The organism is Flavobacterium sp. PS2, from assembly GCF_046250155.1.
GTDB lineage: Bacteria > Bacteroidota > Bacteroidia > Flavobacteriales > Flavobacteriaceae > Flavobacterium.
In genome coordinates this window covers 357,706-382,335 of record NZ_CP176426.1, presented here as the reverse complement: position 1 = coordinate 382,335, position 24,630 = coordinate 357,706, and the positions used below count along the sequence as shown (strand labels likewise).

General features: G+C 32.7%; 24 protein-coding genes. 8 read left to right on the top strand and 16 right to left on the bottom strand.

What is annotated here, in order from left to right:
- Positions 1-60: 60 nt before the first annotated feature.
- Entirely contained in the window at positions 61-1,662 is a 1,602-nt protein-coding gene (locus ACJ6WR_RS01635; RefSeq protein ID WP_052250029.1) for an OstA-like protein, read from the bottom strand.
- Between the two features lie 836 nt (positions 1,663-2,498).
- Between ACJ6WR_RS01635 and ACJ6WR_RS01630 the strand changes: the two genes are divergently transcribed.
- Positions 2,499-4,370, top strand: coding sequence for an alpha-amylase family glycosyl hydrolase (locus tag ACJ6WR_RS01630; protein ID WP_409416875.1), 1,872 nt, complete (start codon positions 2,499-2,501; stop codon positions 4,368-4,370).
- A 57-nt stretch (positions 4,371-4,427) separates the two neighbouring features.
- On the opposite strand, the gene ACJ6WR_RS01625 is transcribed toward ACJ6WR_RS01630, so the two are convergent.
- The 7 genes from ACJ6WR_RS01625 to rsfS all read right to left on the bottom strand — a co-directional run bounded on the left by ACJ6WR_RS01625 (position 4,428) and on the right by rsfS (position 10,056).
- Complete coding sequence (locus ACJ6WR_RS01625; protein WP_409416874.1) at positions 4,428-5,219, bottom strand: superoxide dismutase; 792 nt, start codon at positions 5,217-5,219, stop codon at positions 4,428-4,430.
- 7 nt (positions 5,220-5,226) lie between these two features.
- Positions 5,227-5,496: an acyl-CoA-binding protein gene (locus ACJ6WR_RS01620; protein ID WP_039112992.1), complete on the bottom strand. Its 270-nt coding sequence runs from the start codon at positions 5,494-5,496 to the stop codon at positions 5,227-5,229.
- Complete coding sequence (locus ACJ6WR_RS01615) at positions 5,496-6,149, bottom strand: phosphatidylserine decarboxylase family protein (RefSeq protein ID WP_035622898.1); 654 nt, start codon at positions 6,147-6,149, stop codon at positions 5,496-5,498. Before ACJ6WR_RS01615 ends, ACJ6WR_RS01620 begins: the two co-directional genes overlap by 1 nt.
- On the bottom strand, positions 6,139-7,026 hold the full coding sequence (locus ACJ6WR_RS01610) for a phosphatidate cytidylyltransferase (RefSeq protein ID WP_039118333.1): 888 nt from the start codon (positions 7,024-7,026) through the stop codon (positions 6,139-6,141). Before ACJ6WR_RS01610 ends, ACJ6WR_RS01615 begins: the two co-directional genes overlap by 11 nt.
- Before the next feature lies 1 nt (position 7,027).
- Positions 7,028-7,630 carry a lactate utilization protein B/C gene (locus tag ACJ6WR_RS01605; protein WP_039112989.1) on the bottom strand — a complete coding sequence of 201 codons (603 nt, stop codon included), beginning with the start codon at positions 7,628-7,630 and terminating at the stop codon, positions 7,028-7,030.
- Positions 7,631-7,743: 113 nt separating this feature from the next.
- Positions 7,744-9,669: an ATP-dependent zinc metalloprotease FtsH gene (ftsH, locus tag ACJ6WR_RS01600; RefSeq protein ID WP_039112988.1), complete on the bottom strand. Its 1,926-nt coding sequence runs from the start codon at positions 9,667-9,669 to the stop codon at positions 7,744-7,746.
- A 15-nt stretch (positions 9,670-9,684) separates the two neighbouring features.
- Positions 9,685-10,056: a ribosome silencing factor gene (rsfS, locus tag ACJ6WR_RS01595; protein ID WP_039112987.1), complete on the bottom strand. Its 372-nt coding sequence runs from the start codon at positions 10,054-10,056 to the stop codon at positions 9,685-9,687.
- Between the two features lie 93 nt (positions 10,057-10,149).
- On the opposite strand from rsfS, the gene ACJ6WR_RS01590 reads away from it, so the two are divergent.
- Positions 10,150-10,878: a biotin--[acetyl-CoA-carboxylase] ligase gene (locus ACJ6WR_RS01590; RefSeq protein ID WP_409416873.1), complete on the top strand. Its 729-nt coding sequence runs from the start codon at positions 10,150-10,152 to the stop codon at positions 10,876-10,878.
- Positions 10,879-11,340: 462 nt separating this feature from the next.
- Here the strand turns inward: ACJ6WR_RS01590 and ACJ6WR_RS01585 are convergent, their stop codons facing one another.
- Together ACJ6WR_RS01585 and pyrE are read right to left on the bottom strand one after the other, a co-directional pair.
- Entirely contained in the window at positions 11,341-11,733 is a 393-nt protein-coding gene (locus ACJ6WR_RS01585) for an SRPBCC family protein (protein ID WP_039112984.1), read from the bottom strand.
- A gap of 133 nt (positions 11,734-11,866) precedes the next feature.
- Complete coding sequence (gene pyrE, locus ACJ6WR_RS01580; protein ID WP_039112983.1) at positions 11,867-12,514, bottom strand: orotate phosphoribosyltransferase; 648 nt, start codon at positions 12,512-12,514, stop codon at positions 11,867-11,869.
- A gap of 7 nt (positions 12,515-12,521) precedes the next feature.
- Between pyrE and ACJ6WR_RS01575 the strand changes: the two genes are divergently transcribed.
- Complete coding sequence (locus ACJ6WR_RS01575; protein WP_409416872.1) at positions 12,522-13,124, top strand: NUDIX hydrolase; 603 nt, start codon at positions 12,522-12,524, stop codon at positions 13,122-13,124.
- Positions 13,125-13,272: 148 nt separating this feature from the next.
- On the opposite strand, the gene ACJ6WR_RS01570 is transcribed toward ACJ6WR_RS01575, so the two are convergent.
- The 4 genes from ACJ6WR_RS01570 to ACJ6WR_RS01555 form a co-directional block, all read right to left on the bottom strand.
- Positions 13,273-13,908 carry a hypothetical protein gene (locus ACJ6WR_RS01570; protein WP_409416871.1) on the bottom strand — a complete coding sequence of 212 codons (636 nt, stop codon included), beginning with the start codon at positions 13,906-13,908 and terminating at the stop codon, positions 13,273-13,275.
- A 366-nt stretch (positions 13,909-14,274) separates the two neighbouring features.
- Positions 14,275-14,685, bottom strand: coding sequence for a hypothetical protein (locus tag ACJ6WR_RS01565; protein WP_409416870.1), 411 nt, complete (start codon positions 14,683-14,685; stop codon positions 14,275-14,277).
- Between the two features lie 14 nt (positions 14,686-14,699).
- Positions 14,700-15,038 (bottom strand): cyclic-phosphate processing receiver domain-containing protein, encoded by a 339-nt coding sequence (locus ACJ6WR_RS01560; RefSeq protein ID WP_039118341.1) that lies wholly within the window; start codon positions 15,036-15,038, stop codon positions 14,700-14,702.
- A 152-nt stretch (positions 15,039-15,190) separates the two neighbouring features.
- Positions 15,191-16,918, bottom strand: coding sequence for a M14 family metallopeptidase (locus ACJ6WR_RS01555; RefSeq protein ID WP_409416869.1), 1,728 nt, complete (start codon positions 16,916-16,918; stop codon positions 15,191-15,193).
- A gap of 377 nt (positions 16,919-17,295) precedes the next feature.
- Here ACJ6WR_RS01555 and ACJ6WR_RS01550 point away from each other — a divergent pair, with 377 nt between their 5' ends.
- Positions 17,296-18,522, top strand: a complete 1,227-nt coding sequence (locus ACJ6WR_RS01550) for a PQQ-dependent sugar dehydrogenase (protein WP_409416868.1) — start codon at positions 17,296-17,298, stop codon at positions 18,520-18,522.
- Positions 18,523-18,744: 222 nt separating this feature from the next.
- Here the strand turns inward: ACJ6WR_RS01550 and ACJ6WR_RS01545 are convergent, their stop codons facing one another.
- Complete coding sequence (locus ACJ6WR_RS01545) at positions 18,745-20,157, bottom strand: PLP-dependent aminotransferase family protein (RefSeq protein ID WP_409416867.1); 1,413 nt, start codon at positions 20,155-20,157, stop codon at positions 18,745-18,747.
- A gap of 93 nt (positions 20,158-20,250) precedes the next feature.
- Here ACJ6WR_RS01545 and ACJ6WR_RS01540 point away from each other — a divergent pair, with 93 nt between their 5' ends.
- The 4 genes from ACJ6WR_RS01540 (at position 20,251) to ACJ6WR_RS01525 (ending at position 23,773) form a co-directional block, all read left to right on the top strand.
- Positions 20,251-20,715 carry a cupin domain-containing protein gene (locus tag ACJ6WR_RS01540; RefSeq protein ID WP_205625777.1) on the top strand — a complete coding sequence of 155 codons (465 nt, stop codon included), beginning with the start codon at positions 20,251-20,253 and terminating at the stop codon, positions 20,713-20,715.
- Between the two features lie 16 nt (positions 20,716-20,731).
- Entirely contained in the window at positions 20,732-21,616 is an 885-nt protein-coding gene (locus tag ACJ6WR_RS01535) for a dihydrodipicolinate synthase family protein (protein WP_409416866.1), read from the top strand.
- Positions 21,617-21,830: 214 nt separating this feature from the next.
- A complete protein-coding gene (locus tag ACJ6WR_RS01530; protein ID WP_039113086.1) occupies positions 21,831-23,177 on the top strand; it encodes a DEAD/DEAH box helicase in 1,347 nt (448 codons plus the stop codon).
- Between the two features lie 161 nt (positions 23,178-23,338).
- The gene (locus ACJ6WR_RS01525; protein ID WP_039112974.1) at positions 23,339-23,773 is read left to right on the top strand and encodes a hypothetical protein; all 435 of its coding nucleotides are present in this window, start codon (positions 23,339-23,341) and stop codon (positions 23,771-23,773) included.
- A 129-nt stretch (positions 23,774-23,902) separates the two neighbouring features.
- On the opposite strand, the gene ACJ6WR_RS01520 is transcribed toward ACJ6WR_RS01525, so the two are convergent.
- Positions 23,903-24,481 (bottom strand): PhnA domain-containing protein, encoded by a 579-nt coding sequence (locus tag ACJ6WR_RS01520; RefSeq protein ID WP_409416865.1) that lies wholly within the window; start codon positions 24,479-24,481, stop codon positions 23,903-23,905.
- Positions 24,482-24,630 lie beyond the last annotated feature (149 nt).

The following is a 24,630-nucleotide window of genomic DNA, read 5'->3' as shown; positions in this document are numbered from 1 at the left end:
GAGGTTTAAATTTTGGACTGAAAAACTATACGACTATAAACTAGAAATTGAGAGTATATACTATTTCTTGGTCTTAGTTGTCTTAGCAGGTTTTGCTGCTGGTTTTTTCTTGTCGTAATCGAGTGTTTCTTTCCTTACTTTCATAGGAACATTTTCCTTAGCATTTTCGTCTTTTCCTTCTTGGACTAATTTGTCGTTTTCGTCGTTTTCTTCTTTTGTGAAAATATCATCTTTAGACTTTATCTTTTCGTCTCCTCGCCAAACCATACCTCGAAGTTTTCTAGCATTTTCGGGTAATTCGGCTTCGGGGAATATATCTCCATCGACTTGATTGAAGAATGTAATGGTTTCGATAGCATTGTTTTCTAAAATAAGATTGATTTTGCTACTTACATTTTTATTGATTCCGATAAGTTCATTGGCATCATTCCGCATATAATAAATTACTTCGGTATTTTTTATGACATCAACATCGTGTAGTTTTCCGTCCCTAAATTTTCCGAATAAATTTAATCCCTTGACTTGATTATAGCCAGTTCCCAAGGTATCCTTAGAGATTATAAAGGTGTTATTGAGGACTTTGAGCGAGTCGAGTTTTTTGGTGTTATTATCGCCAATAAGATGCATAATATCACCTGTAATCTGACTTTCGCCGTTCCAGAGTATTGGGTTTCCTATTAGTTTTGTTAAGGCTGTTCTGCTATTAGAGTGTATCGAATCGCATTTTCCACTCATATCGGTTTTAAAAAAACGAACATTGTTAAAAGCACGAATGATTCGATCACCTTCTTTTCCTGTAATCATTAGCCTTTTTCCATGTATGTAAACGGAATCGTTATCGACAAAGTTTATTGCAACAGCTCTCTTAGTAACAAACATAGAATCTTTTTGTTTGTATATTTCGGCATAATGACCTTTTACTATTCCTCGATTTATTGAGTCTGTAATTTTTACATTTCTAGTTGCCGATGCAAAATCTTTATTTCGGTCATAGTATAAACTATCACCTTCTATTAGGCGGGTATCATAGCGAATGTAAGATTTCCGGAGAAAATGTGCCAGATTTTTTTTAGTATCATAAAAACCTTTTTCGGTATAGATATAATCGGTTTTACTGGTAATTGTAGATGGTCCAAACAGATAAGAATGTCCAGAATTACTGTAATAATCTAAGTGGTTTGATTTTATAACACATTTAGGATTGGTAACCGTAACTGCAGTTAGGAATACAAACTTTTTTTGTTCGGCATAATATCTTCCTGATTTACTTTCTAAAGTATTGTCTTTGTTGATAATAGTTCCTTTAGAATTATAGAATACTTCCTGAACGTTTCTGTCAAAGTTTATCGTGTCTGTTTGTAATGTTGCATCTGGAGAACTCATAACTGCATTTCCTGTTGCAAATGCTTTTTTAGAGTTTCCGCTATATTCTGCGTATTTACTATTTAAGAATAAGGTGTCACCTTGTACTATTTGTACATTTCCAAAAGCTTTTAGGTAATTTTCTCCTTGAAATAAATAAGCTTTATTACAAGTTAAAACCACACCATCGTGATTTACTTTTACGTTTCCGGTAAGTAAAATGGCGCCTGGCATTTCGATTTCATTTCTGTCGACAAAGTCAGAATGCTCGATGTTAATAATTTTTGGAGCTTGTGCCATTCCTAAATTAACACTTAAAATTAGCAAGCAGCTATATATGAAAAAGAGTGATTTCTTCAATTGATTAAATTTTTGTCAAATTTATGAAAAAGGAAACAACCTTAACAGATATTAGGATTTATTTATAACTGATATTATTTGATAGGGCTAAACTTTTTTTGCCATGAATTGCACGAATTTACTCGAATTGGGTTGATTTTGTTTAATTCTTTAGTTTGTTGGGGAAAAGAACGCGGATAAAACAGATTCGCCTAAGCGAAAACGCGGATAAAAACGGATTTTTTAATCTGTGGCAGAAAAAGTTTAACCGCAAAGGGCGAAAAGATTTACGCAAGGTTCGCAAAGATTTGAATCTATTTAATCATTTAATCTGTGGGGGAAAGGAACGCGGATAAAACTGATTCGCTCAAGCGAAAACGCGGATAAAAACGGATTTTAAAATCATTCTAATCTTTTTAATCTGTGGTAAAAAGATTTAAACGCAAAGAACGCAATGATTAACGCAATCCCGAAGCGTCGGCAGCAAAGTTTTGAATCTGTTTAATCATTTTAATCTGTGGCAAAAATTAATAGCAAAATAATTGTTTACGCAATCCCGAAGCGTCGGGAGTAAAGTTTCAATCCTTTGAACCTTTGTAGCTATGAACCTTTGCACCTTCAATAAAAAGTTTAAGTTATCAACAAATAGATTTACTAACACGTTGTAGTGTTAGTAGTGAAACCGTTTTTTTAGTTAAATTTTATTCTGCCATTTTATGTCTTAAAAAATAGATTAAATTTAAAAATTGGTTAATACATTTTGGTATTAAAAATTAATAAAAGCACACTATATAAACATGATAAAAGCACGTATTCTTATAGCAGGTATTACCGCAATGGTATTAGTTACTGCATGTAAAACAAAAGACATAAAATTAAATACGGACAAGAAGGAAGCAGTTTCAGGAAATAAAGTTGTTGTATATCAGGTTTTCACCCGTTTGTTCGGAAATACAAATACCACAAATAAACCTTGGGGAACTATTGAAGAGAATGGAGTAGGGAAGTTTAACGATTTTAGCGATAAAGCTCTTCATGAAATTAAAGATTTAGGTGTTACCTATATTTGGTATACTGGTGTTCCTCATCACGCTTTGGTTCGCGATTATACTGCATTCGGAATTTCTAACGATGATCCCGAAGTGATAAAAGGTAGAGCAGGATCGCCGTATGCCGTAAAAGATTATTATAATGTAAATCCCGATTTGGCAGTTAATCCAGCCAATCGCTTACAAGAATTTGAAGCTTTGATTGCACGTACGCATAAAGCGGGTTTAAAAGTAATTATAGATATTGTTCCGAATCATATTGCGAGAAAGTATGAAGGCAAAAACAATCCTGTAGGTATAAAAGATTTTGGTGCCAATGATGATGTAACGGTTGAATACAAGCGTAATAACAATTTTTATTATATACCAAATACTCCGTTTCAAATTCCTGATAATGATGTTCCGTTAAACGGAGAGAAAAATGCGCTTGTAGATGGGAAATTTGATGAAAATCCAGCTAAATGGACAGGAAATGGTTCGCGTAAAGCTAAACCTGATCAAAATGACTGGTATGAAACAGTAAAAGTAAACTACGGAATTCGTCCTGATGGTTCTAAAGATTTTCCTGAGCTTCCTGCTGATTTTGATAAAAAATCATACCAAGAGCATTATAATTTTTGGAATGATAAAGATGTTCCTGATTCTTGGAAGAAATTTAAATCAATCGCTTTGTATTGGACAGATAAAGGTGTTGATGGTTTCCGTTTTGATATGGCCGAAATGGTTCCGTACGAATTTTGGAGTTATATGAACTCAGCGATTAAGGTTAAGAACCCAAATGCTTTCTTATTAGCAGAGGTGTATAACCCTAAGGAATATCGTAATTATATTCACTTGGGTAAAATGGATTATTTATATGATAAAGTAGAAACTTATGATAAACTAAAAGATATAATAAGAGAGAAATCTTCGCCTGACGAGCTTTCAGGTATTCAGCTTAATATGTCAGATATTGAGCATAATATGTTGCATTTTCTAGATAATCATGACGAACAACGTTTAGCAAGTTCTGAGTTTGCTGGAACTCCAGAAAAAGGAAAACCTTTGATGGTAGTTTCTACAACAATAAGCACTTCGCCAACGATGGTTTATTTTGGTCAGGAAGTAGGAGAAGCTGGAAATGAAAATGCTGGATTTGGAAAACCTTCCAGAACTTCGATTTTTGATTATATTGGTGTACCAAATCATCAGCGATGGATGAACAATGGCAAATTTGATGGAGGACAGCTTACGCAATCTGAAAAGGATTTGAGAGATTTTTATAAGCGATTATTAAATTTCTCGATAAAGAGTTCTGCATTAATGGGTAGTTTTCAAGAAATTCAAACTGTAAATAGAAAGAATACTTCAGGATATGATGCTGGTATTTATTCTTATGTGCGTTGGTCAAATAATCAAAAACTAATTATTGTAGTTAATTTTTCTGCGGATAAAACCAGTGAATTTGAATTGAAAGTTCCTGTGGATGTTATTGCTAAATGGAATTTGAAAGATGGAGAATATACGCTTACGGATCAATTGTATTTAAAAGGTAAAACTAGTTTGGTTGTGAAAAATGGTGAAGGAAAAGCTAAAGTTAAATTAGCGCCATCGGAGTCGTTTATTTATGAAGTGAAGTAGATTAATATTTTTGTTAAAACCAAAAAAAAGCTGATACAAAATGTATCAGCTTTTTTTTTAGACTTTTCTAACCTTGGTTAGAGCAGTTTTATAATTTTCGTTTATCCTTTCCCAATTAATAATATTGAAAAAAGCATCGACATAACTATTTTTTCTGTTTTGGTAATCCAGATAATAAGCATGTTCCCATAAGTCCAGAGCTAGAATTGGAGTTCCAGAGATTAATGCGTTTTTCATTAAAGGATTATCTTGATTTTGGGTTGTTGTAATTTGTAATTTCCCAGCTTTATCTACAACTAGCCAAACCCATCCTGATCCGAATTGTTTTGTTGCTTCAGCTTTAAATAAATTTTTAAAATTATTATATGAGCCAAATTCTTTATTCATTGCACCAGCCAATGTATCTGTAGCTTGTTCAGCTTCTGGTTTTGGAGTCATACATTTCCAATAAAGGGAATGGTTGTAATATCCACCAGCATTATTACGAAGAATTGCATCATTTAAATCTAACTTGCCTAGAATTTGCTCAATCGTCATATTTACATAATCAGTATTAGCAATTGCTTTATTTAGGTTATTAGTATAAGTTAAATAATGTTTTGAGTAATGCGTCTCCAGAGTTAAGGATCTAATATTTGGAGCTAATGCGTTATATGCATACGGAAGTTTTTCTAGTAGAAAAGCTCCTGGATTTGCTTTAACTTCATCTGGGCTCCCAATTATTATTTTTTCATCCTTTGATGGTAGAGGAACTTCAACGACTTCAGTTAGTTTATTGTTATCATTACAAGAGAGAATCGTAAGTGAAATCAAGATAAAAAACGAAAATTGAATACTATATTTTTTCATAAAATATCTATTTTGTTATTAGTGAATTAATGATTTCTATATAATTTTCTTTGGCTTCGTCTACACTTAAATGACTAATTTGAATCCACGCATTTGTTTTAAAAGCGTTTCTCAAGTCAAAATTTTCAGATTGGCTATATTTTGCAGTACCAAAAGTTGCTTGTTTATAAAAAGCATACAGCCTCAATTGCACATCTTGTGGCAGTGAGGCTTGTGTCATTTTGGAAGCAATTTCAACAGCCTCTAAAAATCGTGTATCTAAATCTTTTTCAGTCATTACCCTTTTGTAGCAATAATGGTTTTACCCCCAATTGCTTTTTGGTCTAATACAACATTAATAGGTGTGCCCAAAGGTAAGAAAATATCTACTCTTGAACCAAATTTAATAAAACCTGCATCTGTTCCTTGTACAACTTGCATTCCTTCTTGTGCATAATTCACAATTCGGCGTGCTAATGCACCTGCAATTTGTCTATATAAAACTTCTCCGAAAGTTTTATTTTCGATTACAACAGTTGTTCTTTCGTTTTCTTCACTTGCTTTTGGATGCCATGCAACCAAAAATTTACCTGGGTGGTATTTGCTAAATTTTACAATTCCGTCTAATGCATAACGAGTAACGTGTACATTAATAGGCGACATGAAAATTGAAATTTGTAGGCGTTTGTCTTTAAAATATTCACCTTCGTAAACTTCTTCAATTACAACAACTTTACCATCAACAGGAGCAAGAATCTGATTGATATCTTTGATAACTGTTCTTTTTGGATTTCTAAAAAATTGCAATATTATAATTAACAATAATAAAGCACTAATCTGAATCAACAATTTAAGCCAATTGATATCAATAAAATGATCAGTTAATAAAAGTACAACACTAACGAATATAGTGCCTAATAAAATGGATTGGGTTCCTTCTTTATGAAACATAATTTAAAATTTGGTAAAATAAAAATACAATTGGTGCTACAAATATAACACTATCTAATCGATCTAGAACGCCTCCGTGTCCAGGCATTATTGTTCCGCTATCTTTAACTCCGGCTATTCTTTTAAATTTTGATTCAATTAAATCGCCGATAGTACCAAAAACACCAACGATTAAAGCGATGATTGTCCATATTAAAATAGACATATCACTAAAGTTAGCGTTAGGTTTGATATATAATTTTGAAATTAAATAACCTGCAAAACAGGCAAAAACAACTCCGCCAAGAAACCCTTCGATGGTTTTTTTTGGTGAAATACGTTCAAATAATTTATTTTTTCCAATAGATTTTCCTACCAAGTAGGCAAAGGTGTCATTCGTCCAGATAAGAATAAATAATCCAATAATGATTTTTGGATTATAATCTTTTATTCCAAACGAAATTTTAGTAATAAAAATAAAAGGCAATGTAATGTATCCTAATAAGTAAAGATATTTAGATGCTCGACTTATTGTTTGAGTATCATCAAATAAAAACACAATGCATTTTACCGATATCAATAAAGTAATTACTAATAAAGCAGTGTTTAATTGATCTACATTGATGGTGAATTTAATATCTTCTTTTAAAAATTTATTGATGTAATTTTCAGTTTCGCTTTTATAAAAACTTAGGAGTGATATGGTTGAGTAAAACACAGAAACAAATAAAATTGAAAATATTTTATTAATGTGAGCCAGATTACAAAATTCGTAAGTTGCAATAATTAGAAAAACACCGAAAAGTAAAATAAAACTTTCCGTTGAATATAGGATAGACGTTAGTAGTAATACTATATAAACGGCACCAGATAGAGCTCTCTTGAGGGTTTCATTCATCTTACAGGTCTTCTAAGAGCAATAAATACAAGTTCTTCGCTACACTTCCGTATTGCGTAAAGTCTTCTTCTTTTGCTTTTTCGAAATATTTTATAGTGGTAATATTGGTAGGGTAATCTCTTTCGTACTTACGTTTTATGGCACTAAGACCATCACTTTTAGCAGTAAGAATTTGACTTGTAGTTGCAAGAATAACAATATTTATAGGCAACTCATTAGGTTTGTTCTGTTTAATTTGTTTTGATGAAAACAATATAGAACCTTCTTCTGCAATTAGATTTTCACAACTAGCTAATAAGAATTTAGGATTAGTTGGTCTTTGGTAAATTAATTTATTCTCTTCTAGTAAATGAAATAAGGCGGGCTCATAACATGCGGCTTCGCTTTCAAACCAATCATTTTCTTCTAGGATATTTTCAAACTGTTCAGTTACTTCCTGAATATTTTCGCAGTATAAAAATTTACCTCCATTTTTTTTAAAATTGAAAATGAATTGTTCATCTATAGAAAGAGGATTCTCAGAAAGTGAATTGCTATATTCACTTTGATTCTCTTCATCAGATGCGTCATGGCTTGAACCAAATAATTTTTTAAAAAAGCTCATTATTGTTGAAATGCTTTACGTGTTAATTGAAAACGTTCAAAGATAAAAAAATCTTAATTCAAAAGTGGCTTTTGAATTAAGATTTTAAAAATAATTAAATTATTTGAATAGTATTACGAAACTACTTCTTCTAGGTTTTTATCAAAAGTACGTTTTCCGAAAATTGCTTCTAGGTCATCTTTAAAAATAACCTCTTTTTCAATTAAGATTTCAGCAAGTTGATTTAACTTATCTTTGTTGTCTTCTAATATTTTTATTGCTCTTTGGTATTGACCTTCAATTAATTCTGAAATTTCTCGGTCGATAACTTTTGCAGTTTCATCAGAATACGGTTTTGAAAAGTTATATTCGCTTTGTCCTGTTGAATCGTAATATGTAACATTTCCGATTTTGTCATTCAGTCCGTAAATCGTTACCATAGCACGAGCTTGACGTGTAACTTTTTCTAAATCGCTTAATGCACCAGTCGAAATTCTGTCAAAAGTTACTTTTTCAGCAGCTCTTCCACCCATAGTTGCACACATTTCGTCTAGCATTTGGTCTGTTCTTACGATTTGTCTCTCTTCTGGTAAGTACCATGCAGCTCCTAAACTTTGTCCACGAGGTACAATAGTTACCTTAATAAGTGGTGCAGCATGTTCCAGCATCCAGCTTACAGTTGCGTGTCCAGCTTCGTGAATTGCAATTGCTTTTTTCTCGTCTGGAGTGATAATTTTGTTTTTCTTTTCTAGACCACCTACAATTCTGTCTACAGCATCAAGGAAATCTTGTCTATCTACAGCAGTTTTGTTGTTTCTTGCAGCAATTAATGCAGCTTCGTTACATACGTTAGCAATATCTGCTCCAGAGAATCCGGGAGTTTGTTTTGCAAGGAAATCTAAATCAAGACCTTCTACTTTTTTCAAAGGAGCTAAGTGTACTTGAAAAATCTCTGCTCTTTCACGAATGTCTGGTAAGTCTACAAAAATCTGTCTGTCAAAACGACCAGCACGCATTAAAGCTTTGTCAAGAACATCGGCTCTATTTGTTGCAGCTAATACAATTACGTTAGAGTTTGTTCCAAAACCGTCCATTTCGGTAAGTAATTGGTTCAATGTGTTTTCTCTTTCGTCATTACCGCCAGACATATTGCTTTTTCCACGAGCTCTACCTACAGCATCAATTTCATCAATAAAAATGATAGCAGGAGATTTTTCTTTTGCTTGTTTAAACAAATCACGTACACGTGAAGCTCCAACACCTACAAACATTTCAACAAAATCAGAACCTGATAATGAAAAGAATGGTACTTGTGCTTCGCCAGCTACAGCTTTTGCTAATAATGTTTTACCAGTCCCAGGAGGCCCTACAAGTAAGGCACCTTTCGGTATCTTACCTCCTAAGTTGGTATATTTTTCTGGGTTTTTCAAGAATTCTACAATTTCTTGTATTTCTTCTTTAGCACCTTCTAAACCAGCTACATCTTTAAATGTAGTTTTGATATCAGTTTTCTCGTCAAAAAGTTTAGCTTTTGATTTTCCAATGTTGAAAATTTGTCCGCCACCGCCACCAGCGCCGCCTGACATTTTTCTCATAATGAAAATCCAAACACCAATAATAATGATAATAGGAAGTAAACTAATTAATATGTCACTCCAGTTATTTTTTTGAAGGAAATTAAAATCTTTCAGTTTGCCTTCGCTAACTGCTTTTTCTAATTTAGTTTGAAAAATTTGATCGTTACCAATTTCTAAAGTATAGTGAGGACCTTTGTTAGGTCTGTCAAAAATGTCTTTAGATACTTTTTTTTGCGCTGGATCCTTAAGTGCAGCAGCATTAAGATACACTTCAGCTTCAGCTTTATTGTATACAATTACTTTATCAATTTGTCCTTTTTCTAAAAAATCATTGAATTTAGAAGAGGTTAATTGGGCAGGCTCTTGTAAACTTGATCCTCCGGTTGCAAAACTGATAAATAAAAATATTAAAAGTATTGCGGTATAAATTAACCAAGGACTTATTTTAAATTTACTCGGGGTTGGATTATTATCTTTAGCCATTTGAAGAATGTTTCTTTAGTATTTGTTTTCGATTGTAGTTATTTTGGCATCTCCCCAAAGACTCTCGATATTATAATATTCTCGAATGTGTTTTTGAAATACGTGAACAACAATGTGCACATAATCCATAAGAACCCACTCTGCGTTATCGGTTCCTTCTATATGCCATGGTTTGTCTTTTAATTCTTTTGATACAGTTTTTTGTATTGAGCCTACGATGGCGTTAACTTGGGTATTCGAATTTCCGTTGCAAACGATAAAATAATCGCAAACTGCTGCGTCTATTTCCCTTAGGTCTAGGATACTAATATCATTTCCTTTTACTTCTTCGATTCCTTTGATTATGTTCGCTAACAGAACATCATTATTAACAGTCTTTTTCGCCATGAATTATTTTATATGAGTTTGTAAAGTTACCAATTTTTGTGATTATTTTTGAACCTTAACAAAATATTAAATTAAGTTATATAAATTATTTAGATGAAACTAATCAAACTCGATGCCATAGATTCAACAAATGAGTTCTTAAAATTATTAAGTAGCCAACAGGAGTCGGAGAATTTTACTGTTGTTACTGCCGAAAACCAAACAAAAGGGAAAGGACAAATGGGGGAGGTTTGGCGTTCTGATATAGGTAAGAATTTAATAATGAGTGTGTTGGTTAGGGATTTCTTGCTTGATAGTGAACAGTTTTTTAATTTAAATATTATCTTTTCATTATCAGTAATAAAAGCTTTAGAAGAATTAAATATTCCTGATTTAAGTATAAAATGGCCAAACGACATTATGTCATATAATAAAAAGATTGGTGGTATTTTGATAGAAAATACGCTCAAAAGTGATGGCACTATCGTGTCAGTAGTTGGCTTAGGCTTAAATGTAAATCAGACAAATTTCGAAAATCTGCCAAAAGCTTCTTCATTAGCAGTGATTTGTAACGCCCAATTTAACAAAGAAAATCTAGTTGTTTCGATTGTAGAGATAATGAAAGAGAATATTTTCCTTTGGAACAAACAATCTAGCTTCTTTTGGGGAGAATATTTTAATAAGTTATTTAGAAAAGGAGTTCCAATGCCCTTTAAAAATGTAAATAATAAAAATTTCATGGGAATTATTCAGGGAGTTTCTCCAATAGGAAAATTACAAGTTTTACTAGAAGATGACTCAGTTTCGGAATTTGAAATTAAAGAGATTAAGATGCTTTATTGAGGTTCTAAGGTTCTAAGTTGCAAAGGTTCAAAGGTTTTTCTGTAGAGGCGCACCGCAGTGCGTCTTTTTTGAGGTTCTAATCCCGAAGCTTCGGGACTAAGTCACAAAGGTTCTGAGGTTTTAAGGATTGTGTAAAACTTTGCAAAGACTTAAAATTTGGTCTTTTCTTGGTGTTTTGGTCGCTTTTGGAGTAAATATAATCGGCTTAATCTGCCGAATCTGCGAGAAACTATTTAAAATATCGCTTTAATTCTTTTTAATCTGTCGATAAAAGAGATGCAAAGGCTTTAAATAGTAAGGATTAACAAGGTTCGTAGTTGTAAAGGGGGAGTGAAACATAAAGAATAAAGAAGTAAAGAAACGAAAGTTCTTATTACAGTTTCAAACAAAAAGTCCGATTTAGCTTTGCTAAATCGGACTTTTGAATTTTATAATTATGAATTAACAATTATCCATTGTTAATTATAGTTTAGTCATATTATTGGCTAGAGTTTCGATAAATTTACCAATAGGTCCTTTAATCATCATTGCCATCATTGGGTTGAATTCTCCTTCAAAATCAAGCTTTACAGCGCTAGAAGTGTCTGAAACTGTTTCGATGTTAGATACCAATGTAAATGGTAATTTATCGCTTGCAGCACCCAAAACAATTTTGCTTGGAGCTGTTTTTTCTTTCATTTTTAATTTTATTTCCGGCATACCTTTTAATCCAAAAATAAAAGCATCTTCGCCAATTACTTCAAATTTAGCAATGTTATCTGGCATTAATTTTTCAAAATTTTTCACATCACTCAATAAATCAAATAATTCTTGAGCCGATTTCTGAACGGTAACTTTTGGACTTTCTAAGTTCATGTTTTATATTTTATTTAAATAATATCGTAAATTTTTGCAGCAAAGTACATAAGTTCTTTATGTTATTAAACTTTATAAAGTCCAGGTTTCAAAACTGTGTCGGAACTAAATTTCTAAAATCTAGAATTTAAAATTATTCTTCTTGTCTCCAAACCGAAGGATTTACGCTCCATTCCTGCAAGGTAACCAAATCTTCTTCAGGAATATATTTTTTAGCGACAGCAAGGTTTAATAAATTCGAATAGTTACTTAGTGTGTATAAGTCGATTTTTGCATCCTGAAAGTTTTTCTCGGCAACATCAAAGCCATAAGTAAATATAGCAGCCATACCCTTAATATTGGCTCCAGCATTACGTAAAGCCTCAACAGCAAGCAAACTACTATTTCCTGTGCTTATTAAATCTTCGACAACAACAACATTTTGTCCCTTTTGTAAAAAACCTTCAACTTGATTTTGTCTTCCGTGTTTTTTAGGTTCTGGTCTAACATATACAAATGGCAATCCTAAGCTTTCGGCAACAAGAATACCAATACCTATGGCTCCTGTAGCAACTCCAGCGATTACATCTGGCTTACCAAATTGTTTTTCAATGTTCTTAGCAAACTCATCTCTAACATAATTTCTGATGCTTGGAAATGAGAGAATTAGCCTGTTATCACAATAAATAGGTGATTTCCATCCTGAAGCCCATGTAAAAGGATTTCCTGGATTCAATTTAATTGCATTTATTTGCAAAAGCAATTCGGCTGTTTTTTCGGCAGTATCTTTATTAAAAATCATAGTACAAATGTATAAAGTTTTTGTGAACGACAAACCACTTTTTTTGACAAATGAAATCTCCAAAGAGACTAATTTTCAATTGTTCTTGTTAGAAAGTATTGACATAGAGCAAATTATAGTCAAAATGTTCCAAAATAAAATTCAAGCGGCGTATTTATATCATCCTGACGAAAAGGAAATTATGAAAACGTTAAAGTCAAAAATTCCTGTAAATAAAGCGGGAGGAGGACTAGTTTATAATAAAAAAGGAGAAGTGTTATTCATCTTCAGAAATGGAAAATGGGACTTACCAAAAGGCGGAATAGAAAAAGGAGAGGAGATCGAAGACACCGCCATGCGTGAGGTAGAAGAGGAAACAGGAGTTGGTAAATTAAGAATTACCAATAAATTACAAAAAACATATCACGTTTTTAAACGCAACGGAAAATACAAATTAAAAATAACGCATTGGTTCGAAATGCAATCCGATTTTAAAGGAACGCCACAAGGACAACAAGAAGAAGGAATCGAAAAAGTAGCCTGGTTAAGTCCCGTACAAATAAAAGAAGCACTTAAAAACTCCTACGAAAACATCAAATTACTATTCGAAGAAGAAAGTAAAATCGCTTAGAATAAACATTTGGGCGTGCCACCATATAAAGAAAGACCCAATGAGCCATAACGTTCATTGGGTCTTTTTTTATATGCTGTCGGGCTATACGCGCTACTTTGGTAGCTTGCTGCTATCCCTCACGCGGGATTTTCAAAACTAAATAATTTTAATTATATGTAGTCCCAAAATCAACATTTTCATTAGTAGTCTTAGCTTCTTTTATTTCAATATTTGAAAAGTTTAAAGATTTATCATAGCCTGTATATAATTCTATTTTTGATTTAAGATCAGGTGGAAATTTAGAAATTAAATCCACTGACTTATTTTTAATTTCTCTTTCAATTTTTTCATATTTAGCAATTTGCTTAGATAGGCCTTCATAATTATTTACATTTATTGAAAGGTTTTCGTATTCTTGTTGGAGTTTGTCTATTTCAGTTATTTCCTTTTTAAACTTTTTTATATCAAATGCAAATATAGATTTAATGCCTTCAGAATGAGTTAATATGTTGTTTAAATGATCTTGTGGGGCGTCAGTTGTATTTCCTGATTTGATTATAAGAAAATATTTTCCAGGTGGAATTTCTTCAATTTTATAATTTCCTGCAATATCGGTTGATGTTTCAAAATGTATATTTTTATCTGCAATAGAATAAAGGTTAATTTTTGAACTAGCATCCGGTTTATTACCGACATAATTGTTGTATTTCCAATATACGTTTCCAGTTAAAGTTCCTGGCTTTTTTGTACAAGAAGTTAATATGAAAACTAACATAATTGTAATTAATAATTTTTGTTTCATTTTGTTTTATTTACTTGATAATAATAAGGTTTTATTTAATTTTTCTCAAAAATAAAGCCTAAAAAAAAAGAAACATTACGGAAAACCATAACGATATTAGTAATCTTAAACTAAGTAAAACTTTGACAAAGTTCACCTCTGCTTTCCTTTGAATAAAATTAAAGTTTTTTATCTAATCCAAAGTAAAGGCGAAGTCTCCCGACTTCGTACCCACTCCAATGATCCGCAAAGAGAATGAAAAAAAATTGGAACAGAATCTAGTAAGGGGTACGAAGTCTCCCGACTTCGTACAGCAATTGTGAACACTTCGTGGAGCAGCATCAATAAAAATCACTATTTTTCATGTTAAATAAATGAAAATCAGTGTTATCGGGTTTTATGTTCTTCCCAAGATAGGATGTAAGATTTTTGGTCTTCAAAAATTTTGATATCGAACTTATATTTTCCGTGTGTAATAGTTTCAATACCTGTTCCGCAAAGAGCAAATTGAGTAGTATCAATTTGTTTATTTCTTATGATTCCGTTAGGGATTCCAAATGGTAATCCATCTTGAATGAGAATTTTTTTACAATCCTTAATTATCAGAGACTTTCCTTTTTCAATATTATAATATTTATTATTAATTTCTAGAGAGTCTATATTATGATTCGTTTTGTTGTAAAATTCTATTTGTAAGTTTTTTGAAAAAAGTAAGTAATAAATACAAAAAAATATAAATAAAACTATTGTGATTAAAAGTATTGAGTTTAGTTTTTTATTTTTAGTTATTTCTATCATTGTAATATTTAGACTTAGTAATTTTTTAAATGTTTAATATAATTATCAAGTAAGCTTTGAATTTGTATTGATGCTACAGGATTGGCAGAATGAACATTAAATTTTAAATTTAGTAAATCAAGTCCAGATTCATAAACTAACCATTTTGCAGCAGCATAACCATCTTCGGCAACATTATTGTTCTCATCTAATCCTAAATCATTATCAAAACTAATTAATTCTGGAAGTCCGTTTTCGATTATTACTTTTTTAAAATCATGAAAATTTCTAACTATTACAAAATCAGCATCAGTTAAGTTTTTGTAAACCATTTTTACATCTCTAATATCGTCAAGAAAAAGTTTGTACGGCATTTATTTAGTTTTTGTGAATTAATGTGCTATTTACCTTTGTCAAAGTTGAAAAACTTTGACAAAGATTTAAGAATAGCTTTGCGACCTTAGCGTTTTACAAGGTAATCAATATAAAAACCTTTGCTCCCGAAGCCTCGGGATTGCGGTTAAATTCACAATACACGATATACAGGATATTGCATATGCGCTTTTTCATAATAAGCAGAATGTTTGTAAACCCAATCCAGTTGTGCTTCGGGATCTTTGGGAAGTTTCGGATCGTTGAGTTTTGCTTGTTCCAAATCTGCTTTTAATTTTGGATTATCTTTCAGAAGTTTTGCTGCAGTATCTTCAAAAACATACTCCGAATACCCTTCTTTTTGTTGTAACATAGTATCGAAGAAATTCCAGCTAAAAAATGAATCAATGCCTTCGGGTTCTAATGTTTCTAATAAGTATTTAATTGCTTTTTGTTGGGTTGAGAATACATAATCGCCTTTGTAAAAAGGTACTTTTGTTATCTGAGAAGTTATTTTAGTATTTCGGTGTAAATAATGCCCTTCGTAGGCTGAATTTGTCGTTTTAAAATCGGCAATTCGGTAGCTCTCAACTTCTATAATTGTATCTTTTTTTAGTTGCGTATAAGTTACGCCATTACTTTTGAGTAAATCGATAACATTCCAAAATCCTTTAGGAATAATATACGCCGTAGGAACAATAATATCCTTAACCGATTTGAATTCTTTTATATAAGGAATGTCTTTTTTGTATGGTTTAGTTCTGTCATAAAATAATCTATTACCAGTTGTAACTTCGCTCTTTTTATGAGTTGCTTCATATCCTAAAAATGAAAAGGTTGTCATTTTTGTGCTATCAATTTCCCACTTAATGGTATAAGGTTTTTTAGGTGCATATTGCGCTTCGTTTTTTAAACGCATTTCCTTTATTTTTTTATAATTAGCATCTGTAAAATCAATTGTAGATGTCATGTATTCGTAAGTAGCTTTTACACGATCGGCATAGTTTTTAAGCATATGTGTTTCGACCACAAAACCGATTGTATTAAAAAGAGAAGTATAGCCAGTTGTGTAACGTGGACTATCCGAAAATTGTATAAAACCATTATCAGGAGTTTCTTCAAATGCATTGACATAAGGTGTTGTTTCCAGATTTTTTTTCTGTAAATCTTTTACCAATGCTGGCATCATTTCCTGATTTAGATAATCTCCTAAAACAGTTCCTAGTTTATTATGTTGTGTCATAATATAAGTCAGCTTATATTGATAATCAGACCCGTTGCTTACATGGTTATCGATAAACACATCTGGGTTTGTTTTATGGAAAATCTCCACAAAGCTTTTCGTGTTGCGAGTATCCGATTTAATTAAATCACGGTTTAAGTCATAGTTTCTTGCATTTCCGCGAAAGCCATATTCTTCTGGTCCATCCTGATTGGCTCTTGTTGTGGAGTTTCTGTTTAAAGCACCGCCAATATTATAAACAGGAATTGTTACTATTACGGTGTTTTTTGGTGCTTTTATCTTTCCTAAAGCCAAATCTCTAAACAGTTGCATAGTTGCGTCAATTCCGTCAGGTTCGCCAGCATGGATTCCATTATTAAGAAGTATTACAGCTTTATTCTTTTTGATTGCCTCAAAATTAAATTGCTTGTCAGAATTAAAAGTAATCATGTGTAGAGGATATCCACTATCTGTGAGTCCCATTTCTTCCATTTTGATAGTTGGAAAATCATGTGCAAGAAGCGTATAGTATTTTATGGTTTCTTGATAATTAGCCGATTGGTTTCCGTTTCCTTTTTCGAAATAAGTCTCGTATTTATTGTTTTTCTGAGCAAATGCTGTGAAGCTTAACAATAAAAAGCATAAAGTAAAAATTCTCATGGTTTGGTTTTTTAATAGAAATCAAATATAATTATTTTCTTTTAAGGCACTATCCCGAAGCTTCGGGACTAAGTTGCAAAGGTTCAAAGGTTGCTTGATTGTCTAATATTATGTGACGATTAACTATAAGGAATACAAAGTTTTGTTTTGACTATAGTAGAGATTAACCGCAAAAGAGGCACGGTTTTACGCAAAGAGCGTAAGGTAGATAAAAGTACCACGAAGCTTTGCGAACTTTGTGGTAAAATAACTTGGCGTTAAAATAAAACCATCATTTTGAAACTTATAATCATATAACTTTTCTCATAAATTATATAACTTTTTTTATTTTATAATTAAGACTTTCGTTATGTTTTAATTATAAAAACCCCAAAACTATGAGAAATATTAACCAAATTGCTATTGTTTCGAGTATGCTAATAAGCTTATTAAGCTGCTCTAGTGATAAAGATGTCGATGTAAAACCAGGTACAGTAACAAATCCTGTAGAAGGAAATGCTGCCAATACAACTTACAAACCAGCATTTGAAGGACAAACTCGAATTAGTGGTGTGCAAACCAATACCCCTTATGAGGGAGTTGTTATTGCTACAACATTAACAAGCCCATGGGGAATTACAAGTCTTCCTGATGGTAGATTATTAATCACCGAAAAAACAGGAACGATGCGTATCGCTACGACTACAGGAGTTGTAAGTAGTACAATTACAGGTATTCCTGCCGTTAATTCTGCCGGACAGGGTGGTTTATTAGGACTATGTATTGACCCTGAATTTGCAACTAATCGTATGATTTACTGGGTTTTTGCAGAAGCTACAACTGGTGGAAACAATACAGCAGTAGCCAAAGGGAAATTATCAGTTGATGAAAAAACAATCGAAGGCGCAACCGTTATTTACAGAGCTAAACCAGCCAATGCAAGTACACTTCATTATGGCGGACGTATTCTTTTTGATAAAACAGGTTTTCTTGTTGTAACTACCGGAGAAAGATCTGTGCTTGAAACCAGACCATTAGCACAATCAGTTGCAACAGGTTTGGGTAAAGTAGTTAGAATAACAAAAGAAGGGCAACCCGCAACTGGAAATCCCACTTTTACGCAAACTGGAGCTTTACCGGAATTATATAGTATTGGTCATAGAAATCCACAGGGTTTAGCACTTAATCCTGTTACTAACGAAATTTGGGTTGCTGAGCACGGACCACGTGGAGGAGATGAAATCAATCGTATAAAGGCAGGTGCAAATTATGGATGGCCAACCATTACATACGGAATAGAATACAGCGGTGAAAAAATTGGAGCAGGAATTCAGCAACAAGATGGTTTGGAGCAACCGGTTTACTATTGGGATCCAGTGGTTTCACCAAGCGGAATGACTTTCTATACAGGAAATCGTGTTCCAGAATGGCAAAATAATCTTTTCATAGGGGTTTTAAGCGGAATGCATATCGTACGTCTTGCCATAAAAGACAATAAAGTTGTTGGGGAAGAAAGACTTTTGGCTTCAGAAAACCAACGTTTTAGAGATGTCACTCAAGGAAAAGACGGAGCATTATACGCTATTACTGATGGAGGAAGACTTTATAAGATTGACAAAAAATAACAATTAATTTCTTTGTATATCCTATTTTTAGAATTCTAATATCCTGTGGGGATTAACCGTAAAGAGAGTAAAGATTTTCACAAAGTTCGCAAAGCTATATTCACATAGCTTTGCGAACTTTGCGTTTGTCAACACATTCAATATAAAAAAAATTGCGCTCTTTGTGGTTAAATAAACACACACACACACAGTATTAACTTGAAACCTGAAACAAATTACCCATTACAAATGTTTTGCTAGTTCTATAATTCCTTCTTCGATTTGTTGTTCGGTTAGGGAAGCGTAGCCAAGTCTAAAACCTGATATTGGTTTGTTAAAACTAAACTTTTCGGGAGTCATGATTTTTATTCCTTTTAAAAGGAGTTTATCTGCAATCTCAGAGATGTTTACGGGTGAATTCGGTACAATCCAAAACGCTAAACCGCCTTCGGGTTTTACGAATGTTGTTTTGTCTTTTAGGTATTTATTACAAATGGTTTCAAAGTAATCTCTTTTGGCTTTGTAAATGATTGTAGTTCTTTTGATATGTCTTTTTATTACGCCTTCATTTATAAGTTGTAAAACTGCTTCTTCCATAATATTATCGCCTTGCACATCGATTATTTTCCTGTGTTTGGCTACTTTTTCTATGGTTTCTGTATTGGTTACCAAGTATCCAATTCTTAATGCTGGCGCAACTATTTTACTTAATGTGCCAATGTAAATCGTGTTTTTGGCATTGCTATAACTCGAAATTGGCAGGATTGGTCTTTGTCCAAAATGGAATTCGTTATCATAATCATCTTCTATAATGGTAAAACCGTAAGTATTGGATAATTCTACGAGCTTTAATCTTCTTTTTAAACTCAGTGTTACTGTCGTTGGGAATTGATGGTGAGGTGTAACGTAAATAGCTTTAATATTCTCATATTTCTTTACGTATTCCTCAACCTCATCAACTACTAATCCGTCTTTATCAACAGATATTGGGAGTAATTGAGCTCCGGCATTTTCAAATGTTTCCCAAGCTGGTTTATATCCAGGATTTTCGACCATTATGTAATCTCCTTTGGTAAATAAACAATGGGAGGCAAGATACATTGCCATTTGGCTTCCTCGGGTAATGCATATTTCATCTGGAGTAATATTCATTCCTCTTTTAAAATTTAGCATTTGAACAATGGCTTTTCTAAATTCTAAATTTCCAAGTCCGTTGCTATAACCCATTATTTGCCAGCGCGATTTTCGATTAAAAATCTGTCTGTAAGCCCTTGCCAGTTCGTTCATAGGAGCAATTCGACTGTCGGGAATACCATCATCAAAAACTAAAAGTGGTTTTACTTCTTTAGTTGTAGATTCAGTTTTCCTTTTATGGTTTGTAGATTCAGAAATAATAGGTAAAACATCGGCAACAAAAGTTCCTTTTCTTTCCATTGTAATAAGCCAACCTTCGGCTATAAGTACATCTAGCGCTTCAATAACTGTATTTCTGTTCACTTTAAGTAGTCCCGCAAGTTGCCTGCTTCCTGGTAAAGCGTTTCCGCTATTAAGGATTCCTGTTTTAATGGCATCGATAATAGCATCGGCAATTTGTAGATAAATTGCTTTATCGGAATTGTTATTTATCTGAATCTCTAATTGCCAAGGTCTTAACATCTGGACTAGGTATTTGTGTTTAAACTGTGTTATATGGGTAGTCCAAAGTTACGGTAATTTTGTAACGCAATAATGCAAAAACAAATAAATTATATGATTATGGAAACTAAGAAACAATTTTCATCAAAAGACTTTCACGAAACATTTGCACGACCAACTTTTGTGATGCCAGAAAAATTAATACACAGAGATGTTGAACAAGCTGGAGTTCACAATCAATTTTCTACTGAAAGAAAGCATCCCGTTTTCTTTATTGATCTTCCAAGTAAAAACGTGAGTATGACTATTGGTGGATTATTACCAGACCAAATGACAAACAGACACAGACATACTTATGAAACAGTATTGTACGTAATTGAAGGGCACGGTTATACTGAAGTTGAAGATGTAAAAGTAGAGTGGAAGGCAGGCGATGCTGTCTATATACCGAGTTGGGCTTGGCACAGACATAAGAATTTAAGTAATGTGGTTTCGGCTAAATATATAGCTTGTGAAAATGCACCTCAGCTACAAAATTTAGGTGTTGCATTACGTGAAGAAGAAGGAAGAGATCTTTAATTTAAAAAAAAAGTAAATGAAAAACACATTGTTTAAAGGTATAATTGCCTATCCGATTACTCCGTTTGACAAAGACGAAAAAGTGGATATTGTATTGTACAAAAAATTATTAGAAAGATTGATCATTTCTGGTTCTCATGGCGTTGCTCCGTTAGGAAGTACAGGAGTTATGCCGTATTTGACTGATGAAGAAAAAGAAGCAATTACCGAAGCTACAATAGAACAAGTTAATGGTAGAGTTCCTGTTTTGGTAGGTGTATCAAATTTAACAACCGAAAAAACAATTTACCACGCGAAGTTTGCTGAAAAAGTAGGTGCAGATGCAGTTATGATTATTCCGATGAGTTATTGGAAACTTACTGATGATGAAATTGTACAACATTATGATGCTGTTGCTAAGCAAATTTCGATACCTATAATGGCGTATAATAATCCTGCAACGGGTGGAGTAGATATGTCGCCAGCATTGCTAAAGAGGCTTTTGGAGATTCCTAAGGTTACTATGATTAAGGAAAGTAGTGGAGATGTACAAAGAATGCATTATTTGAAAAGAGAACTTGGTGATGATGTTGCATTTTTTAATGGATCTAATCCGTTGGCATTGGCAGCATTTTCTGCAGGAGCAACAGGCTGGTGTACGGCTGCGCCAAATTTAATTCCTGAACTGAATGTTGATTTATACAATGCTATTCAGAAAAATGATTTGCAGGAAGCTCAAAAAGTGTTTTACAAACAATTAAATCTTTTAAAATTTATTGTAAACAAAGGTTTGCCAAGAACTATTAAAGCGGGTTTGAAAATTAAGGGAATTGATGGAGGTTTTTTAAGAAGTCCGTTGAAACCATTAACAGAAGATGAAATAGCAGAATTGGAGTTGATTTTTAAAGAATTAGAACAGTAGGGTATTGAGTCTTTTAAGTTTTTAACCGCAAGGAGCGCAAAGATTTTTGCAAAGTTTGCAAGGTTTATAAAACATGTAGCTTTGCGAACTTTGCGATTTTAATAAATCCGGCTTATTAAAAACTTTGCGTGCTTTGCGGTTAAATTTCATGTATTTCTGTTCTCATTTCAAGCCTGAAACTTTAAACAAACAGTATTTTGACTACTTTTGCAAAATGAATAAGAAACACCATTCGAATAATATACTTTTGAATTTAGGCATCGAAAGCCTAAACGAAATGCAAGAAGTTGCTCAGGACGCTATCCTGAATGATAATAATGTTTTACTACTTTCTCCAACCGGATCAGGAAAAACTCTAGCTTTTTTACTACCAGTTTTAGAATTATTACAACCCGAAATCCTTTCTGTACAATGTTTAATCCTTGTTCCTTCGAGAGAATTAGGATTGCAAATAGAACAGGTTTGGAAAAAAATGGGAACCGATTACAAAGTTAATATTTGTTACGGAGGTCATTCTATCGATACCGAGATTAAGAATCTAAGTAATCCGCCAGCAGTTTTAATAGGAACTCCGGGAAGAATTGCTGATCATATCGACAGAGGTACTTTCCGTTTAGATAAAGTTCAGACTTTAATCCTGGATGAATTTGATAAATCATTGCAATTGGGCTTCCATGAGCAAATGTCTTTTATCATTGGTAAATTACCAAAATTGAATAAACGTGTGTTGGTTTCGGCTACATCGGATATTGAAATTCCAAAATATACCAGAGTAATTAATCCAACGATTTTGGATTTTATACCTGAGGAGGAAGATAAATCGAATCTTTCGATGAAAATGGTGGTTTCTCCATCTAAGGATAAAATAGGAAGTTTATTTAATCTTATTTGTTCTTTAAAATCGCAATCGGCTATTATTTTCTGTAACCATCGTGATGCTGCTGAACGTATTAGTGATACGCTAAATGAAAAAGGGATTTACGCTACTTATTATCACGGCGGAATGGATCAGGATGAGCGTGAACGTGCTTTGATTCAGTTTAGAAACGGAAGTGTGAGTTATTTAATCACAACGGATCTTGCTGCTCGTGGTCTTGATATTCCTGAGATGAATCATGTTATTCATTATCATTTACCATCTAAAGAAGATGAGTTTACGCACCGTAACGGACGTACTGCTCGTATGCTTGCATCGGGAACGGCTTATATCCTGGTTCATGAAAGCGAAAAGAAACTGGATTATATTAATTATGATATGGATGTTTTAAAGGTCGACAACGCTACGACTTTGCCTAAACCTCCAGAATTTCAGACTATATATATTAGTGGTGGAAAGAAGAACAAACTTAATAAAATTGATATCGTAGGGTTCTTTTCTCAAAAAGGAAAACTAGAAAAAGGTGACTTGGGATTAATAGAGGTAAAAGATTTTATTTCGTTTGCAGCTGTAAAATTCAATAAAGTAAAAGATTTGCTTCAAAACATCAAAGAAGAGAAGATGAAAGGCAAAAAATTTAAAATAGAAGTAGCTAGAAAAGTAATTAAGAAGGAAGAGGAGTAATTTATTTATACACAATTAGTTACTGTGTTATTGTTTGTGGTGGCAAGTAATTATAAACAATAAATTATATTTAATGTCAATAAATTAACTGTCTAAGAAAGGAGTTAATTTTTTTTATTATTATGTTTGCCCCATAAAATAAATAAACCCCAAAGAATATTATGAAAAAAATTATTACTATTGCTGTTTTGTTTTTAAGTTTTGCATCTTTTGCTCAAATTAAAGTTATTGAAACTGTGCCAGTTGAGAAATTAGGTAAAGTGAATAATAATTATATCCAAAAAATTGGAGACGAATACACTGTATTTTATAACTGTATTCAAAGTGATGATGAAAACAATACTTTAAGAAAATTCACTTTCAAGAATATTGATAACGATTACCTAAATCTTTACAATATTATCGTAAACGGATTTACAGCAACTCCTTTGTATGATATCAAACTAGAATTACCTAACAATTATGTTTGGTTGCATTATACAGCAAGTGTTGATAAACCTACTGTTCAATTTATGGTTTCGAACAAAGAAGGTAATGCAAACAATGTTTCTGAGGCTTTAACAAAAGACCAAGTAAGTAAATTGTTTCAAAAATAATTAGATTATCTACTAAACAAAAGAGGCTATTCATATGAATAGCCTCTTTTGTTTAGTTTCAAATTTTAAAGAAAAGAATAAGTCTTTGTCCCTTTGCTTCTCTGAACCTTTGTAACTTAAAAATAAAAATTATATTTTCTTCACGTATTGTGTGATAATTACAATTTGCTGACCATCTACTTTTCCTTCGATGTATTCGGCATTTTCATGGTCTAAACGAATGTTACGCACAGCAGTTCCTTGTTTGGCTACCATACTAGATCCTTTTACTTTTAAATCTTTAATTAAAACTACAGAATCTCCGTGTTCTAAAATTACGCCATTACTATCGCGGTGGATGATTTTGTTTTCGTCTTCTTCACCTTCTCCAGTTGCTTGTGCCCATGCTAATGTATCTTCGTCTAGGTACATCATGTCTAGCAATTCTTGCGGCCATCCTGCAGCACGCATTCTACTCAACATTCTCCAGGCAACAACTTGTACGGCAACATTCTCGTTCCACATACTGTCGTTTAAACATCTCCAATGATTTAAATCTACGTTATCTGGATTTTCTATCTGATCTACACATGTGTTACAAGCCATTACGCTTTCATCAATTCCGCCTTTTTGAGTTGGTAAAACTTGATATACTTTTAGGTTTTCGGTTGCGCCACAAAGTTCACATTTAGATCCGCTACGTTTGTTTAATTCTCTTTCTATGCTCATTTTTTAATTGTTTATTTGAAAATGCGAATTTACTTATAATTTAGGAGGGGGACAAATTTATATTTTTGGTGGTTTTTTGCCACAGATTAAAAGGATTAAAAAGGATTTTTTCGTTTTGTCTTTTCGAGGAACGAAGCAATCTCATTTAG